Genomic DNA, 17,057 nt, shown 5'->3' on the forward strand with positions numbered 1-17,057 from the left:
TGGTTGGCCTAGGCCAGGGAGGAGTTACAATTATGCATGCAGATGTTCAGAACTTGTTTATCCGTATACAGATGCTTTCTTATGCACATCAGAACGATCTCACGATAAGAGATATTCAACCTGTGTTGGAAGAGCGCGGTTACCGTGTAGGAGAACGTGAGGTCAAGCAGGAGCTTGAAAACCTGACGCAGGAAAACTTTCTGACACCGCATGATGATATGTACAGCATTACCGGTGCAGGGATCGATGAATTACAGGAAATTCAGTCGATGCTGGACGTACTGTACAAGGATGTTGTGAAGAAAGCGACACGCACCACTACCCGTGTCTCTTCTTAAAAGGCTTAGATGCTCAATACTTTTGATTCGGAAGACAAGCTCTCAAACGGTTTAATCTCTTATAAAATAGAAGATGCCCTTCTAATTCCTAATCCTAGGAACAGAAGGGCATCTTCTATATATATAAGCTTCTCAGCTTTAAATAAGGTTGTGTTTGTTGAAGGTGTGTGCTTAAATGTAGCGTATATTTATTGTCATTTTAAATGCTGGAAGGATGATTGAACATGTGTGCATATGCATGTAAGGGGCATATACCACCGCAGGAAAGTTCGCGTCTTCGGCTGCGAAGGATGGAAAGCGGGGATGCGGCTACGATGTTCGCTTGCTGGTCTGACCCGGAGGTTCACCGTTATATGAACCTTTCTGGTATGTCAGGGCGTGAGGACGCAGAGGATATGATTGAGCTGTTGAATGAGCTGGCGAAGACGGAGGATGCGCTGCGCTGGGGAATAGAGCTGAAGGAGAACGGGAAGTTGATTGGAAGCTGTGGTTTTAATTATTGGCAGACAGAGGGAGCTTATAAAGCTGAGATTGGTTATGAGATAGCCAAGCCTTATTGGCGACAGGGTTACATGACCGAGGCGCTACGCTTGGTGCTGTCATTCGGGTATAACACGATTCGGTTGAATCGGATCGAAGCGCTGGTGGACCCGCGCAATACAGGCTCGCAAGCTCTGCTGTCCTCGATGGGCTGGACACAGGAAGGACTGTTGCGGCAGGTACAGCATACATCTACAGGCTTTAAGGATATGCTGATGTATTCTTTACTGCATGAAGAATGGCTCAGACTGGAGGCACAACGAAATGCTGTTTCAGTATAACGGCGGTTCATCACCACTGCACAGACTAGGGCCGTTAAGTAAGCTAATATGGGTGGGATGCTTTAGCCTCCTGTCGATGGTTTGGGATTCGACGCTGCGGGAAGCAGTTCTCTTGGCTGTACTGATTGCTGTGGCTGGCTTGGGCGCACGTTTGACCTTAGCACGCCAGCTTCGGGCTATGTCATTCCTGATTGGGTTAGGCATCCCATATTTTATATTGTCTATCCTAGCGATTCGAGAAGGACATCCCGTGGCTTCATGGGGACCCATTGTCATTACAGCAGAGGGACTGGACATCGCAGGGGCGTTAACGTTGCGGATTTTTGTGTTGTTTTTGGCGTCTTATATCTATCTCTCGACGACCGATCCCCGAGATTTTGTGCAGGCATTGAATCTGCGCTTGCGTGTTCCTTATCGGTTTGCGTTCGGTATTTCAGTGGCACTGACGTTTCTCCCCTTATTGGAAGAAGAAGGGCGAACCATTATGGCAGCACGGCGTGTTCGTGGACAGGAACCACCACGAGGGTGGAGCCATCGGTTATCATGGTGGAGCGGGTATGCGGCTGCCGTGTTGGTGAATGCTGTAAGACGGGTTCAGCAGACGGCGCTGGCTATGGAGGGCAAAGGTTTCGGTGCTTATGCGGAACGGACTTATCTTCGTACACTGAAGAATGGGCGTTTAGGCAACTTATGTGCTGTGACTGCTGTAGTAGCTACGGCTGTTTTAGGGTGGAGCTTATAAAGTGAAGCCTCTTATTTTTAGTCTTATTGTCAACCTATGAAATATAATTAGGTTGACAATAAGACTGCAGATGAATACATTTATACAGTAGCAGCTTGTATAAGGATCAGAGCTGCAATCTTATAGATTAGATAGGGAGAGGAGTCAAGAATACATATGAAGGAATCTCGTATGTTTGCAAAGTTTACAACGCTGGATATCGTACTCATGGCGATGCTGGCCACGTTGAACGGCGTCATGACCGTGTATTTGTCGCTCATTAACAAAACATTAAACAGTCTGGGAGGGCCTATCGCAACTTCCACTATTGTCGGTCTGTACATGATATACGGTTTGTTGGCCTATTATATTATTCGTAAGCCGGGTACGGCGGTTATTGCTTATGCTTTTGGTGCGGTAGTGCAGTCTTTTATGGGCTCTGCCTATGGAATTGCTTCTATTATTGCGGCGGCTGTCTGCTATATGATTGCGGCTGAGTTGGTATTTGCCTTGTTGCGGTATCGGCGCTGGAACGCAGTTTCGCTGATGCTAGTGGGTGGGGCTATGGTTCCGCTGTGGTTTATTGTGGCAGCCAATATGTTTGGCTATATGCATTGGGGGTGGAAGGTGCTGACGATTGCACTGGTCGTTCGTATCCTGAGCGGCATTGTCCTGTGTGGTCTGCTGACGAAAGTGCTGGGCGATGCCTTAAATCGTACGGGACTGTTAAAACGGTTTGAACTAGGACGCGCTTCACGTGCATAGCCGTGGGTGGCTATGCATGTGGTTATATCTTCAACAATGGGGATCGAGGATATTTCAGTTATGAATGAACATAGCGATTATAATTCGAACAGTAAAATAGCCGTATCCTTGAAGAATTTTGGCTATCGGTATGATGATCAGGTGGAGCCAGCGTTACATGGCCTGACACTGGACATTGCGGTGGGCGAGCATGTAGCCATTGTCGGAGCCAGCGGAAGTGGAAAGTCTACGCTATGCCAGCTGCTTCATGGCGGGTTATCCCGTTCTGGCGAGGGCGAACGAACGGGTGAGTTGACCGTGTACGGGATGGACCCCGATACCGCTGATTTGGCTACTGTCGCCACCACTGTCGGCGTCGTGCTTCAGGACCCGGATGCCCAGCTGGTGCAGGGAATCGTCGAAGACGAGATTGCTTTTGGGCCGGAGAACCTGCGCGTGCCTCCGGCAGAAATAGCGCAGCGCATTGCCGCTGCGCTGGAGGCCGTCGGCCTAGCTCCCGAGCGCGACTCCTTCGTGCGGCGCCTCTCGGGAGGCCAGCGCCAACGCACCGCGATTGCTGCGGTACTGGCGTTGGAAGCGCCGCTGGTCGTGTTCGACGACGCAGCTGCGCAGTTAGACCCGCCGGCTGTCTGCGACTTCGTCCTGTTATGTCGGCGGCTCCATGCCGAAGGCCGGACGGTAGTTACCGCGTCCGGCCGCATAGACGATGGCGCGCGGGCAGCGCAGCGCATCATCGTCCTGAAGGGCGGGACCGTGCAGCTGCAGGGTCCGCCCGAAACGCTGCTGCGCGAACATGGTGCGCAGCTGGCCGCCTTGGGGCTGCTCCCCTCTTCCGCAGAGAGGGGAGACGTGCCGCGTGAGCCGGGCGCGAAGCCCGGGTCAGCGGCGGACCGCGCTGGACAGCCGTTGCTGGAGGTGAAGGGATTGCCCTTCACCTACCCCCGCAGCCAGCGCCCGGCGCTCAAGGGCGTGAGTCTTGCCCTTGCACCTGGCGAACGAGCCGTGCTGTTGGGCGAGAACGGCTCAGGTAAAACCACGCTCGGCAAGCTGCTCATGGGCCTACTCCCCGCACCGAAGGGGTGCATGTGGTGGGAGGGGCAGGATATGGCGAAGCTGCCCATTCACCAGCTGGCTACCGAAATCGGCTATGTGTTCCAGCAGCCAGAGCATCAGTTTGCAGCTGCAACGGTGTGGGAAGAGTGCTTGTACAGCGTTCGCGCCAAGCTTGGTTTACGGACCCGGGAGCCAGTTCCCGCCGCATATGTGGAACGGGCGCATCACTTGCTGGCTGCCGCCAGGCTGGAGCACAGACTGGATGCCTCCCCGTATCTGCTAAGTGGAGGCGAAAAAAGGCTCTTGAGCGTTGCAGCACAGTTTATCTTGCCCAAAAAGCTCTACATTCTGGATGAGCCTACCGCAGGAACGGATTACGAAGGGGCGAATATTCTGCTCCGTATGTGCACAGAGCAGTCTACCGAAGGCGCGGCATTCCTGATCATCACCCACGATATACAGGTAGCTGAACGCTTTGCCAGCCATGTTCTTCGTATGGAAGAGGGGTATCTCTATAAAACGGAAAATAGCTGGAATGATCATACGATTACAGTTGACAAAAATTAAGGATATGTAGACAATAATATATATACATCGTACAAAACAGGCGGCCTATATAGGCCGCCTGTTTACGATTATACAGTGCGGGTAATCATCCATCTGAGAGGGAAAACTGCACAGATACAACACAGTTTTTATAAGGAAAGGATTTGTGATTTGCTTGGGAGACGATAAACCTATGAAGCGCGGACTCGTGCTGACAGGTGTTCTATTGGCCACTTTTTTGGCCGCAATTGAAGGAACGGTTATCGGTCCAGCGGGACCGACGATTGTTAGTGAACTGGGCAGCGTGAATTTGCTCAGCTGGATTTTTACGGCATATTTACTGACGATGGCTGTGACCACACCTATTTTCGGAAAGCTTAGCGATTTGTTTGGCCGAAAACCCATTTTTTTAATCGGCTGTTCGTTGTTTGTACTTGGCTCTTTACTTTGTATGATAGCTGGTACTATGGAGCAGCTTATTATCTACCGGGCCATTCAGGGGATTGGTGCGGGTGGTGTCATTCCTGTTACCTTTACCATCATCGGTGATATATACAAAATGGAGGAACGTGGCAAAGTCCAAGGCATGATCAGCTCAGTATGGGGAATTTCTTCCCTGATCGGGCCACTCTTGGGCGGTTATGTGGTCACCTATTTTGGTTGGGAGTGGATTTTCGGCTTTAACGTTCCCTTTGGATTGCTGGCTATGTTCTTCATCGCCCGTTACTTGCATGAACAGGTAAGCAAGCGTACCGCACGTATCGACGTACCCGGAGCGGTTACCTTTACCATCGGGATGACGGCTCTCTTGCTCGTATTGGCACTGGGCGGACAGTATATCGGTTGGGCTTCTCCTGAATTGCTGGCCTTGGCTGCCGTAGCCATTTTGTTCCTGATTCTGTTTTTGGTTATCGAAAAACGCGCTCAGGAACCGATGGTGCCACTAAAGTTATTTCGGATACGGGATATCGCTTTTTCCTGTGCCGCAGCCCTGTTAGTCAGCACCCTGCTGATCGGATTGACTAGCTATCTTCCACTATGGATTCAAGGTGTATACGGTGGGGATGCCGCTTCATCTGGTCTCGCATTGGCTCCAATGTCCATAGGCTGGCTATTTGGCTCTATGATCGGAGGACGCATTTTGCTGACGCTGGGCTCGCGTCGAACCTCATTGATTGGACTGACCCTGATTGTATTGGGAGCCTTCGTCATGACCTTGATGGGCCAAACGGCTCCAATCTGGCTGCTCTTCCTGTCTACATTGTTGTATGGACTGGGATTCGGTTTCTCGATAACTGTGTTTACGATTATTGCCCAGTCCTCGGTCGGGTTCCAGTTGCGTGGCGCGTCTACAGCTTTGAATACATTCCTGCGCACGTTGGGGCAAACGATCGGGGTTGCTGCCTTCGGTTCATGGCTGAATTATCGCATTGCTGCCCAGACAGCAGAAGGACAGCTTACACAGCAAGGGGTTACGCAGGAGGATATTAACGGTCTGCTTGCACCTCATGCTTCACAGAGTCTAAGTGACAAGGTTGCCGGATTGCTTCGTTCTGTACTGGAAAACAGTCTGCATTCCCTGTTCGTTATCATGGTCGTTATTGCAGTGATTAGCTGGTTTGTCGTGCTCGGACTGCGGAACCGTCCGCCGGGTACGGAAGAAGAGGCAGATCAGCGCGTAAAGACACCACAAAGAGAACACGCATAAAAAATAATATAAATCTTTCATTATAAAAGAGATAGCCCGGACCTTTGAATAAAAGTCCGGGCTATCTCTTTATTCAAAGGTCTCTCCTCCTAATGATTCAACAAAAAAACACCTCGCATAGGACCAATAAATTTCCCAGCATACAAAAAGGAAATAAAAATCCCCTTGAGACTGCGATATATTCATATGGTATAGGTAACAAAATAGTAAAAAAGTCTTAAAAAATTGTAACAAAAAATTTGTTTCTGGATGGAGCTGTAGGGTACTAAGGAACTATTTTTTTGAACCCGCTTACAAATTGGGCTTTGTATGATTTATTTTAGATTGATTTTGCATGTGAATGAAGCAACCAAGCTAGCAATATGAAACACGGAAAAAAATCAAGCAGCAAATTTTTCTGAATGTAATAAGAATGAAAAAAAAGGGATTTTCAGAAAATTACTAGGAAAATATGAGGATGAAATTCATAGAGTAACCTGTTTTCTTATCTCACATAATAGGGCTTTTCAGTCTATATCAATCGTTTGACATACCATATAAAATGGCCCTACCAACCAAAAAGTTGGTTTTCAAATCTAGAAGCATAATTAGATTAAGGGAGATGGAGTACTTGAAGTTTAACAAATGGTTCAGTAAAGCAGCCACTGCAACAGTAGCAACTACCTTGCTGTTAGGAGGCGGCGTTCAGGCTTTTGCCGAGGAAAATGATGCATCTGATCTCAAAACAGACAATGCATTTACACAAATTACGCGTAATGACATGCTGAATATTTTCAAACAGCAAGGCAAAGAGAAATATGAGGTTCCGTCCTTCGATGCGTCTACAATTAAGAATATTCCTTCTGCTATTGGTCGCGACAGCTCAGGCAAGCTGACTGATTTTGATGTCTGGGACTCTTGGCCGTTACAAAATGCCGATGGCACAGTAGCCAATTACAAAGGGTATAATATCGTTTTTGGATTGGCAGGCGATCCTAAAAGAGCAGAGGATACATTTATATATCTGTTCTATCAAAAAGCGGGTAATACCTCGCTGAGCGGCTGGAAAAATGCCGGAAGAGTATTTAAAGACAATGATAAATTACTTGCCAACGATCCGATTCTAAAAAATCAGTCAGAAGAATGGTCCGGTTCTGCTACGTTAACCTCTGATGGACAAGTACGTTTATTTTATACCAGCAGACAGCCCTTTGAGCCAAGTAACCAACTATACGGCAAACAAACCTTGAGCACGGCTCAAATTAATGTCTCTCAGCCTGATGACAAGACACTGAAAGTAGATGGAGTCGAGGATTTGAAATCGATCTATGACGGTGGAGATGGGAAAACCTATCAAAATGTACAGCAAAGCGTCGGAATAGATATGGACAACCATACGTTTAGAGACCCTCACTATGTCGAGGATCAAGGCCACAAATATATTATATTTGAAGCCAACACAGGAACAGAAACCGGCTACCAAGGCGAAGATTCGCTTCAAAACCCAGCTTATTATGGCGGCAATAAGAAATTCTTCACGGAAGAGCAACAAAATTTGTTGCAAAGTCCCAAGAAAAAGGGAGCTGAGCTGGCTAACGGCGCACTGGGCATCGTTGAATTGAATGATGATTATACGTTGAAAAATGTAATGCCTCCTTTGATTGCTTCCAATTTGGTAACAGATGAAATTGAACGGGCAAATGTGTTCAAAATGAACGGTTTGTGGTATTTATTTACGAGTACGAGAGGCTCCAAGGTGACTGTAGATGCGATCGGTGACGATGATATTTACATGCTGGGTTATGTTTCTACTTCCTTGACAGGGCCTTATAAACCCTTGAATGGAACCGGTCTCGTTCTTCATCAGGATCTGGATCGTGATGATATTACCTGGACGTATGCCCATTTTGCTATCCCGCAAGGCAAAGGCAATAACGTAGTCGTTTCGAGTTATATGACCAATCGCGGGCTTTTCCCGGATCACAAATCTACTTTCGCACCAAGCTTCCTGCTGAATATTAAAGGCTCGAAAACCTCTGTTGTGAAAAACGGTATTTTGGAGCAAGGGCAAATCACGATTGATCCAACGAATGACAAAAAAGAATCTCCAAATGAGTATGGAAAGAAATAAGTAAGTATATGTAATGCAGTATGTCCGAAGGCGGCAGATTGGTAGCAACCCGATCTGTCGTCCATCGGACGGTACATAACGATGCAATGAGAGGTAAGGAGGATCGTCATAATGAAAAAAAAAACTCCCAAGAGCATTTGGATACGATCCGTTGTAATCATCACAGGCTTAACTATATTCATAGCTATAGCTATGGGTTGGAGTATGTACCAACAAGATACAGCCGAACCCCCAAAATCTGCTGCAACTCCAAAAAATCAAGCTAAACAGAGTAAGCATACAACACCGACCTATCGGTCAGCCTATCATTTTACCGTTCCGGATAAGTGGAAGAATGACCCCCAACGGCCCATTTATTTTGATGGAAAATATCATTATTACTATTTATATAATCGTGACTATCCCAAAAAGAACGGTACAGAATGGCGACATGCCACATCAACCGACCTGGTTCATTGGAAAGATGAAGGGGTGGCGATTCCCAAATATACGAACCGGAATGGAGATCCTTGGTCCGGTTCGGTCGTGATCGATGATAAGAATACCGCAGGTTTTGGAAAAGGGACGCTGGTAGCCATTGTGACACAGCCCTCCGCAGATGGCGGAAAGCAGGAACAATTTTTGTGGTACAGTAAGGATAACGGCAAGACGTTTACTTCTTACCGCAACAAGCCTGTGATGTCCAATCCCGGTACAAAGGACTTCAGAGATCCCAAAATCATCCGAGATACTGGGCGTAATCAATGGATGATGGTCATGGCAGAGGGAACGAAGATTGGCTTTTATAAGTCTAAAAATTTAAAGGATTGGCAGTTTACGAGTGGCTTTCAAACGGAAAATATCGGGCTTGTGGAATGTCCTGACCTTTACCAGATGCGTGCAGATGATGGAACCTATCAATGGGTTTTGGGCGCGAGCGCCAATAGCAAACCAACAGGCGGACCCAACACGTATGCCTACTGGACGGGAGATTTTAATGGAGAAGCGTTTCTCCCTGATCACAGTGAACCTGAGTGGCTGGATTATGGGTTTGACTGGTATGGTGCAGTTACGTTCGAGGAAGGAAAAGACAAAGATAAATACAGTCACCGTTATGCTCTGGCCTGGATGAATAATTGGGATTATGCCAATAACACGCCTACCCTAAAGGAAGGCTTTAATGGAATGGATTCGATTGTTCGTCAAATTCGGTTAAAGCATACAGCAGATGCTGGGTATCGCTTGGTTTCACAGCCAGTAAAAACTTTGGATCGATTCCAAACTTCTACGAAATCATTTGGACAGATCAAAGTAGACGGTGTTTACTCGCTTCCGGTAGCAGGCGATACCTATCAGTTAGAGGCGGATGTATCTTGGTCAACGATCAAAAATGCGGGACTGAGGCTTCGAGAGTCAGCAGATGGCAAGCGCCATGTGGATGTCGGTGTTTCGGTGGATGGGCAATACTCCTACGTAAATAGAGCCAATACCGGACATCCGGATCAGAGTGGGAAATATGTAGAGAGCAAGGCGCCTTTTGATGCTAATAAGAAAAAGGTCCACCTAAACATTCTCGTCGATAAAACCAGCATTGAAGTGTTTGTAGATGATGGAGAAGTAGCTTATTCCTCCTTAATATTTCCACGATTAGAGGATCAGAAAATTACTCTTTTTTCCGATGGCGGTCCGGCTATGTTTAACAATGTAGTGGTCAAACATTTTAGTCGATAGCAGATACTTATGCTGCTCGTAAGCTTGGGCATATTTCGCTCTATTCAGGTATATAAAAAGTCCACCCATGAATATAAGGGTGGACTTTTCTAGTATAAATCTAATCTACGTTTAGCACAGCTAAAGATTGTTCATTTCTTCACAAATGTTTGTTTGCTAAAATTACTATACATTCTATTTGTGATAAGGTGACAGGTTATCAGCGCTACGACCCAATTTTTTAAGCAAGCCGATGAGTTGATCTCTTTCTGTTTCACTGATTCCGCTAAAGGCACGTTCAATCTGACGTGTATAATCAGGATAAATTTCGTCCATGACACGTTGTCCCTCGTCCGTCAATTCTGCATATATAATCCGACGATCTTGGTCGCACGGGTGACGGTGCAAATAACCGCGACTTTCCAGCTTGTCAATAACATAAGTGACATTTCCGCTTTGCAGAAGCAGCTTTGCTCCAATTTGTTGGATTGGCTGCGCGCCCTTGTGATATAAAACTTCCATCACGGCAAAGGCCGTTGGGTTGAAGCCCACCGTTTTGATGCCAGCAACCGCATGTTCGTTTACACTTTTGAATGACTTGGCAAACACGCTATACAAATGCATGGATTGCTGTGTCACCAATGTTCGGTAATCTATCATCTTCATTCCGCCTTTATGTATGGATTTGGGCATCCTTTGACCGCTCGGCTCGGATGACCGGGCAACCATACCCTTGTTACTAGCATAAAGGGATTTACATAGCGAAAACATGCGATTTGTCACAGTAGCTGCTTTTTTAACTATTTAATTTCAAAGCATTAAAGTAAATTTTTGAAAAATAAAGGATTTGAATGTAAAAATACTGTTCTGGTTGGTTATATTAAAAAAGAACATACCTAACCTAATGAACAAATTAACAAAATAAGCTAATTTAGAGGAGATGAAACACATGGATACGGGTTCTTTCCGTTTTCAATTTCGTGATCCGCAGCAAGCTGCTCAAGCCTGTGAAACATTAAAGGAAATTGGATACTCTGCCAGCACGAACGGTGACACAGGTCTCAATGTACATATTGAGAACCAAGATGTACTGTCTGCATTGGAAATTTGCCAAGCCTATGAAGGAAGCATGATTGAGGTAGGGACTCTTTTCTCTAAACCGGATGAATATCCCGGTTTGCAAGGAAATATAGGTGTACATAATCCAGGTTATAGCCCGGAAGACTGGATTATCCCAGCACATACGATCAACGAAGACTGGAGCGAAGCTTATAAAAATGGCTCCTCTCAAACGTACACTAATACGACGGAGGAGCACAACGTCAGCTCTGATCCTCAACCCGAGGACGATGTGGATGGATTTTCTGGAAGCATCCATACCTAATTTTATCCTAAAAATCATGATTAGAAATTTGAGTCTTCACTGTCCAGCACATTTTAAGGAAAAGTTCCTATAAGACCATGGATTATTGTGGCTTTGAAGGAGCTTTTTTTTGTGTGAGAAAAACTCAGTTAGAGCTTTTGCCAGAACTGAAACTCTGCAGGATTTGCATAAATAGCAGCGATAGCAGGGAATAACAATTTCAGAAAGGAGGTCTTGACCATGCAAAAATTAGGAGTTCACGAAAAATTGGAATTACATGAGCTGCTTACATTTAAAACAACTTGTCTCACAAAAGCCCAAACCATGATTCCTTTAGTGTCAGACACAAACTTAAAAAACATTTTGCAGCAGGATGTCAACGGTGGTACACAAGATATTCAACAGCTTAGAAATCTACTTGTGTAATTTTAAAGGAGGATTAACGTGAATTCTTTTATTGAGAATATGACTGGAACGAGTCCCATGAACGATCAGGTGATTGCTTCTGATTTATTAATTTCAGCTAAAAGCGGAATTAAGAACTATGCTCTTGCGCTGACAGAGTCAACCAGTTCGGAAGTTCGCAATGTTCTTTGTGACCAATTGAGCAAAGCGGTTAATCTTCATGAACAAATCTTTAATTACATGAAGAACAACGGTTACTATAACGCTTATGATCCGGAGCAGCAAATACAAATGGATATTCAAAATGCCGATAAGGCCCTTTCTTTATCTAAAGTTTGATCGTTTGAGTTTCACTTAACCCCTCGGACAATTTTATACATTTACAAAGCACCAGTAAACCTTAACGGGGTTCTGGTGCTTCTTTATTCATAAATAAAGCCAAGTCATGCTTCACATGAAATATGGTGAAATAGGCAATCTTAAAATAGAGAACTCGGTCTCAAATTCAGGAATAGGGTGATTCTCTTTTATGGGTAAGTCTTCGGATCGTATGCAAAAAGAAAAAAAACTAAAATGGTGGCAACTAAGCTTGTTAGGAGTTGCAGGTACCATCGGTACAGGATATTTCCTCGGGTCCGGCTTAGCGATTTCCATCGGTGGCCCAGCCGTACTCATTGCATACTTTTTGGCAGCGGTGGGAACGTATGTGGTGTTTGACGCCCTTTCGCGCATGACGGCAGATCATCCAGAACAGGGCTCTTTCCGTTCCTATGCCCAAAAAGCATTTGGTAATTGGGCAGGCTTCGGTAGTGGCTGGGTGTATTGGTTCTCAGAATTGCTTATCAATGGGAGCCAACTAACGGCGCTATCTATATTCTCACGCTTCTGGTTTCCTCAGGTACCGATGTGGATTTTTGCGGCAGGCTTCGGGATTTTAGGACTTGTGATTGTTTTTTTTGGTAACAAGGGTTTTGATCGAGTTGAAAATGTATTGGCTATTATTAAAATGGCAGCTATTGTTATGTTTCTGGTCTTGGCCGTTGCTCTTTTGGCAGGCTGGATCGGAGGAGGAAAATATAATCCAAAGTTCCCCATCAGTTACAAAGACTTTTTTCCTACCGGCGGTATGGGATTATGGTCATCTTTTATTTTTGCCTTTTATGCATACGGAGGTATTGAAGTGCTCGGAATAATGTCTAATCGGCTTCAAAAACCGGAGGATGCACCTAAAGCAGGAAAAGTAATGTTGATGACGCTCGTTGTAGTATATGTGCTTTCGATTGGTCTGGCTGTGTCTATGGTACCCTTAAGTGCCTTTAACCCGAAAGAAAGTCCATTTGTGCTTGCGCTGAGCAGCGATCATCTGGTTTTTGTACCTCATTTATTTAATGGAGTGCTTATTATTGCAGGGTTCTCAACAATGACAGCCTCCCTATATGCAGAGACATCTATGATGATTACACTTGCACAGGAGGGAGATGCGCCCACATTGTTTTCACGGAAGTGGAAGGGCAAATATCCTCTGTATGCACTTAGTTTGATCTCCGTTGGATTAATCTCAGCCATCGTAATGTCGTTGCTGCTGCCGGGAAAAGTGTATGAATATATTACAACAGCTGCAGGGTTAATGCTGTTGTATAACTGGTGCTTTATTTTGCTGTCTTCAGGTAAGTTACTGAAATCGAGCACATCTAGCAACATTAAACGCTGGGTTGGATTATTGTTGATAGCTATGGCTGTGGTCGGATCCTTTTTTCATAAGCTTAGCCGTCCTGGGGTTTACATCAGCTTACTTCTGGTCTTGTTCATTGCAATATGTGACCTCATTGTACAATGGGTTCGCCGAAAGCACGCCAAGGAATCTCGTTAACTTTGTCAGGGAGTTAATCGTCAGTGTAAAAAAAGTAATTGAAATGCCTGTACACCAAAATAAAAACCAAAACCGATAAGAGATAATCCAGACATCCAAGAGATGGTTTTAAGTAATCCGGTTTTTAGAAACCTCCGGAAAATACTTGAAGCGGCTGCCATGGTTACGTCCCAGAGTAACACACCTAATACAATCGCTCCGCTAAAGATCATTAGCTGTTGTACTGGATATGTATTAGCGACGTTGGCCAGTATGGACCCGTAAATGCCAAGCCAGAAAAGGATGGAGAGAGGATTAAATAATGACATCAGGAAGCCTGCCAAAAATGAATTGGTTAAGGTATTGCCATTTCCCCTTAATTCAGATTCTGAAATCACACCTGCATTTTTGATGCTTTCAACACCTGTATACACAAGTACGAAAAAACCAAATAACCATAAAAAAGCTTTAATAAACGGGGCATTGAGAAGGTGGATCATTCCCAAATAGACAAGCAGCATATAGATTATATCTGCGGTTATTGCCCCAAGCCCGATAAACCAAGCATGCCAAAATCCATTCTTAATACCTCGATCCAACTGTGCAGCATTAATCGGCCCAATGGGGGCCGAAAGTGACAGACCGAGAAAAATATAACTGATAAATGTATTAATGGTGTTTTCCTCCTTGATTTTTTATGGGCTGTTATGTACTTGTCTACTTTAGTTTATTCGGACAAACCCATGGGTAAGACCAATTTTTTGCGTATTTTGTAGGTGTAATCTCGTTATGACCAAACACTCAATAAATCAAATCCCAATAGGAGCTCTAATTCTTCGACAAAAGGATTAGAGCTTTTTGAATGCAGAGTATTAAAAGTTCATTGAATAAATGGGCTTGACACTTTTGGTGAAAGCGCTTATATTTATCCCATAAACAATACGTTATATAACGTTATATAAAAAGGAGAGGTAAAAATGATGAATGTACAACAGACGGTTCAGACGATTTATGAACAATCAAGTGGAGAGATTTCTGAGGTTTATTTAGTAGCTTGCGGGGGCTCATTAGTCGATATGTATCCCTCAAAATATTTCTTGGATAGTGAAGCAAAGAAGCTGGTAGCAGGCATGTATACAGCAAATGAGTTTGTGCACGCGCTGCCAAGACGATTAGGTAAAAACTCAGTTGTCATCGTGTGTTCCCATGGAGGAAACACGCCGGAATCGGTTGCGGCTGCTAAATCAGCCAAAGAGAAAGGCGCTTACACCATCGGCTTAACCCACAATAGTGAAGCGACACTGCTCAATTACTCTGATTATTCATTCCTCTACGAGTGGGGAGATGAGAGCGATGTCAAAAATAACCCGATGGCTATTATTTTGGAGCTTACTGTTGAGCTGCTTCAAGTCGCTGATGGCTATATGCATTATCAAGCTTTCCAGAACGGCTTGGGAGCAATCAATGGAATTATTAACAGGGCCAAAATACAAGTCGAACCGCGTGCCACTGTATTCGCTGACAAATACCGCAATGAAGATCTCTTCTATATCCTGACCAGCGGAGCTTCTTATGGACATGCCTACGGATTTGCTATCTGTTCTCTAATGGAAATGCAATGGCTTCATGCGGCTTCAATCCATTCCGGTGAATTTTTCCACGGTCCGTTTGAAGTAACGGATAAAGAAACTCCATTTATTCTGATGATCAACGAAGGACGCACACGGGCATTGGATGAGCGGGCACAGACTTTCCTGAATCAATATGCCGAGAAAGTAGAAGTGATCGATGCGAAAGAGCTTGGAATCGGAACCATTGCTGACGAGGTTGTCGAGTTCTTTAACCCGGTTTTATTTTATAGCATTGTATGTGTTTATCGTGAAGCACTCGCAAATGTACGCAATCACCCACTGGAAACTCGCCGTTATATGGGCAAAGTAGCTTACTAAGCGCACTTACCAACAGGAGGAAACCATCATGAAAGTTCTAGGCATTGGCGATAATGTGGTAGATAAATATGTTCATCTGCGCATGATGTATCCTGGCGGCAATGCGCTTAATTTCAGTGTGTTTGCCAAAAAAGCGGGAGTAGATGCAGCCTTTATTGGAGTATTCGGGGATGATAACGAAGCACAGCATGTAGAACACATTCTCCGTGAGCTGGAAATCGACATTTCACGGTGCAGATATCACAGCGGTGAGAACGGCTGCGCACGTGTAACCCTGGAAGACGGGGACAGAGTATTTCTGGGCAGCAATGAGGGAGGAGTTACACGTCTCCACCCGCTGAAGCTGAGTGAAGATGACAAGGCCTATGTTGGCGGGTTCGACCTTATTCACACGGGCTTGTACAGTCATACAGGGCACTTGCTGCCTGAATTGGAGACGCTGGGAATCCCTCTTTCTTTTGACTTTTCAGATGATTTCGTAGATGAACAGGTCGAGAGATATATTGCGTACGCCGATTTTGCATTCTTCTCTTGCAGCCATATGACGGATGAAGAGACACAGAACTATATCCGCTCCAATCGAAAAAAAGAGGGGCAAATTCTGGTAGCCACACGCGGCGGAGATAGATCTATTGCCTATGATGGTACCAAGTTCTATTTTCAAACGCCTGATTCCGTGGACGCTGTGGATACGATGGGGGCAGGAGACTCCTATATCACCGCCTTTTTACTGAGTTTTTTGAAAAAAGATAATATTCAGGACGCTATGGCAGAAGGATCGAGGGTTGCCGCCCAGAGCTGTCTGGTAGAAGGTTCATTCGGATACGGCGTCCGTTACTAATAAACTTTTTTCAAACATCTTCACTTGTAAGAATATGTAACATTTGATACTCTAAGTGGGAGTAATATAACGTTATATGACAAGTGAGGGTACATTATGTTGAATTCAGATCAAGCAGAGCCATTATATATTCAATTACAAAAAGCGGTCAAAACTGCTATTCATAATGGAACATATACGCAGGGAAGTCGTATACCGACCGAAACTGAGCTAAGCGAGACCTACAATGTAAGTCGAATTACCGTAAGAAAAGCGATTGCCGAATTGGTTCATGAAGGTTATCTGACCAAACGTCAAGGAAAAGGAACCTTTGTCAATGTACCCAAAATTGGGCGGAAGATTGAACATGTGATCAGCTTTACGGCTGCCTGCAAATCCAACGGCCTCTCTTCACACAGTGTGGTCACAGAACGTGAAATCATAGAAGCAGATGAGGAAATTGCACATCAGTTGCAGTTGCCACAAGGAGAAAAAGTGTTATTTATTCAGCGCCAAAGATACGCCGGTGATCGACCGCTCATGCTGGAGAATAATTTTTATCCTTATGACCGATTTTCATTTCTAATGGAAGAGCAGTTAGAGGGCTCTGTATACGAACTATTGCGTCATAAATACAGCATCGATCCTAACCAACCGGGAGAGACGATATTACAAATCGCTTTGGCGGATGAATACCAGGCAAAGCTGCTAGAGACAGCCATCGGACAGGCGTTGTTCTACATGCATACGATTATTTATGATCAGCATGGAAGCCCCGTTCATGTAGGTAAGCAGTACATCATTGGGGACCGTTATCAATTCTCAATATAAATCCGTTGCCTGTTACGTAATGTTATTCAGGTACGGCGCAGCTTCTGCTTCCACTCCATGAGAGAAGCAGAAGCAATGTTATAACGTTA

Annotated in this window: 17 protein-coding genes; 15 read left to right on the forward strand and 2 right to left on the reverse strand. The window is 45.1% G+C overall.

All coding sequences use genetic code 11. From position 1 onward, the window contains the following. The first annotated feature begins 32 nt into the window (after window positions 1–32). The 8 genes from ACWA2B_RS09090 (at window position 33) to ACWA2B_RS09125 (ending at window position 9,772) form a co-directional block, all read left to right on the forward strand. On the forward strand, window positions 33–338 hold the full coding sequence (locus ACWA2B_RS09090; RefSeq protein WP_029515823.1) for a hypothetical protein: 306 nt from the start codon (window positions 33–35) through the stop codon (window positions 336–338). Between the two features lie 224 nt (window positions 339–562). Continuing rightward, a complete protein-coding gene (locus ACWA2B_RS09095; protein WP_069012144.1) occupies window positions 563–1,159 on the forward strand; it encodes a GNAT family N-acetyltransferase in 597 nt (198 codons plus the stop codon). Then, the gene (locus tag ACWA2B_RS09100) at window positions 1,143–1,901 is read left to right on the forward strand and encodes an energy-coupling factor transporter transmembrane component T family protein (protein WP_029515821.1); all 759 of its coding nucleotides are present in this window, start codon (window positions 1,143–1,145) and stop codon (window positions 1,899–1,901) included. Before ACWA2B_RS09095 ends, ACWA2B_RS09100 begins: the two co-directional genes overlap by 17 nt. Before the next feature lie 156 nt (window positions 1,902–2,057). Continuing rightward, window positions 2,058–2,645, forward strand: coding sequence for an ECF transporter S component (locus tag ACWA2B_RS09105; RefSeq protein ID WP_029515820.1), 588 nt, complete (start codon window positions 2,058–2,060; stop codon window positions 2,643–2,645). Between the two features lie 60 nt (window positions 2,646–2,705). Continuing rightward, window positions 2,706–4,265, forward strand: a complete 1,560-nt coding sequence (locus ACWA2B_RS09110; protein WP_069012142.1) for an ABC transporter ATP-binding protein — start codon at window positions 2,706–2,708, stop codon at window positions 4,263–4,265. A gap of 172 nt (window positions 4,266–4,437) precedes the next feature. Then, window positions 4,438–5,952 (forward strand): MDR family MFS transporter, encoded by a 1,515-nt coding sequence (locus tag ACWA2B_RS09115; protein WP_029515817.1) that lies wholly within the window; start codon window positions 4,438–4,440, stop codon window positions 5,950–5,952. A gap of 610 nt (window positions 5,953–6,562) precedes the next feature. After that, window positions 6,563–8,062 carry a glycoside hydrolase family 68 protein gene (locus ACWA2B_RS09120; RefSeq protein WP_029515816.1) on the forward strand — a complete coding sequence of 500 codons (1,500 nt, stop codon included), beginning with the start codon at window positions 6,563–6,565 and terminating at the stop codon, window positions 8,060–8,062. A 111-nt stretch (window positions 8,063–8,173) separates the two neighbouring features. After that, window positions 8,174–9,772 carry a glycoside hydrolase family 32 protein gene (locus ACWA2B_RS09125; protein WP_449291952.1) on the forward strand — a complete coding sequence of 533 codons (1,599 nt, stop codon included), beginning with the start codon at window positions 8,174–8,176 and terminating at the stop codon, window positions 9,770–9,772. A 174-nt stretch (window positions 9,773–9,946) separates the two neighbouring features. Here ACWA2B_RS09125 and ACWA2B_RS09130 read toward each other — a convergent pair whose 3' ends face one another. Continuing rightward, entirely contained in the window at window positions 9,947–10,411 is a 465-nt protein-coding gene (locus ACWA2B_RS09130; protein WP_013369372.1) for a MarR family winged helix-turn-helix transcriptional regulator, read from the reverse strand. 289 nt (window positions 10,412–10,700) lie between these two features. Between ACWA2B_RS09130 and ACWA2B_RS09135 the strand changes: the two genes are divergently transcribed. The 4 genes from ACWA2B_RS09135 (at window position 10,701) to ACWA2B_RS09150 (ending at window position 13,389) form a co-directional block, all read left to right on the forward strand. Further along, window positions 10,701–11,135: a hypothetical protein gene (locus ACWA2B_RS09135; protein ID WP_029515814.1), complete on the forward strand. Its 435-nt coding sequence runs from the start codon at window positions 10,701–10,703 to the stop codon at window positions 11,133–11,135. A gap of 219 nt (window positions 11,136–11,354) precedes the next feature. Then, the gene (locus tag ACWA2B_RS09140) at window positions 11,355–11,540 is read left to right on the forward strand and encodes a hypothetical protein (RefSeq protein WP_029515813.1); all 186 of its coding nucleotides are present in this window, start codon (window positions 11,355–11,357) and stop codon (window positions 11,538–11,540) included. An 18-nt stretch (window positions 11,541–11,558) separates the two neighbouring features. Then, a complete protein-coding gene (locus ACWA2B_RS09145; RefSeq protein ID WP_029515812.1) occupies window positions 11,559–11,858 on the forward strand; it encodes a spore coat protein in 300 nt (99 codons plus the stop codon). Window positions 11,859–12,048: 190 nt separating this feature from the next. Next, the gene (locus ACWA2B_RS09150) at window positions 12,049–13,389 is read left to right on the forward strand and encodes an amino acid permease (RefSeq protein ID WP_029515811.1); all 1,341 of its coding nucleotides are present in this window, start codon (window positions 12,049–12,051) and stop codon (window positions 13,387–13,389) included. Between the two features lie 20 nt (window positions 13,390–13,409). Here the strand turns inward: ACWA2B_RS09150 and ACWA2B_RS09155 are convergent, their stop codons facing one another. Then, entirely contained in the window at window positions 13,410–14,042 is a 633-nt protein-coding gene (locus ACWA2B_RS09155; RefSeq protein ID WP_449291964.1) for a LysE family transporter, read from the reverse strand. A gap of 303 nt (window positions 14,043–14,345) precedes the next feature. Between ACWA2B_RS09155 and ACWA2B_RS09160 the strand changes: the two genes are divergently transcribed. The 3 genes from ACWA2B_RS09160 to ACWA2B_RS09170 all read left to right on the forward strand — a co-directional run bounded on the left by ACWA2B_RS09160 (window position 14,346) and on the right by ACWA2B_RS09170 (window position 16,968). Further along, on the forward strand, window positions 14,346–15,317 hold the full coding sequence (locus tag ACWA2B_RS09160; protein ID WP_245231471.1) for an SIS domain-containing protein: 972 nt from the start codon (window positions 14,346–14,348) through the stop codon (window positions 15,315–15,317). Window positions 15,318–15,345: 28 nt separating this feature from the next. Further along, complete coding sequence (locus ACWA2B_RS09165; protein ID WP_165148393.1) at window positions 15,346–16,158, forward strand: fructoselysine 6-kinase; 813 nt, start codon at window positions 15,346–15,348, stop codon at window positions 16,156–16,158. 96 nt (window positions 16,159–16,254) lie between these two features. Continuing rightward, window positions 16,255–16,968, forward strand: a complete 714-nt coding sequence (locus ACWA2B_RS09170) for a GntR family transcriptional regulator (protein WP_318627582.1) — start codon at window positions 16,255–16,257, stop codon at window positions 16,966–16,968. The last annotated feature ends 89 nt before the right edge of the window (window positions 16,969–17,057 follow it).

The organism is Paenibacillus sp. CMM36 (genome assembly GCF_053570945.1).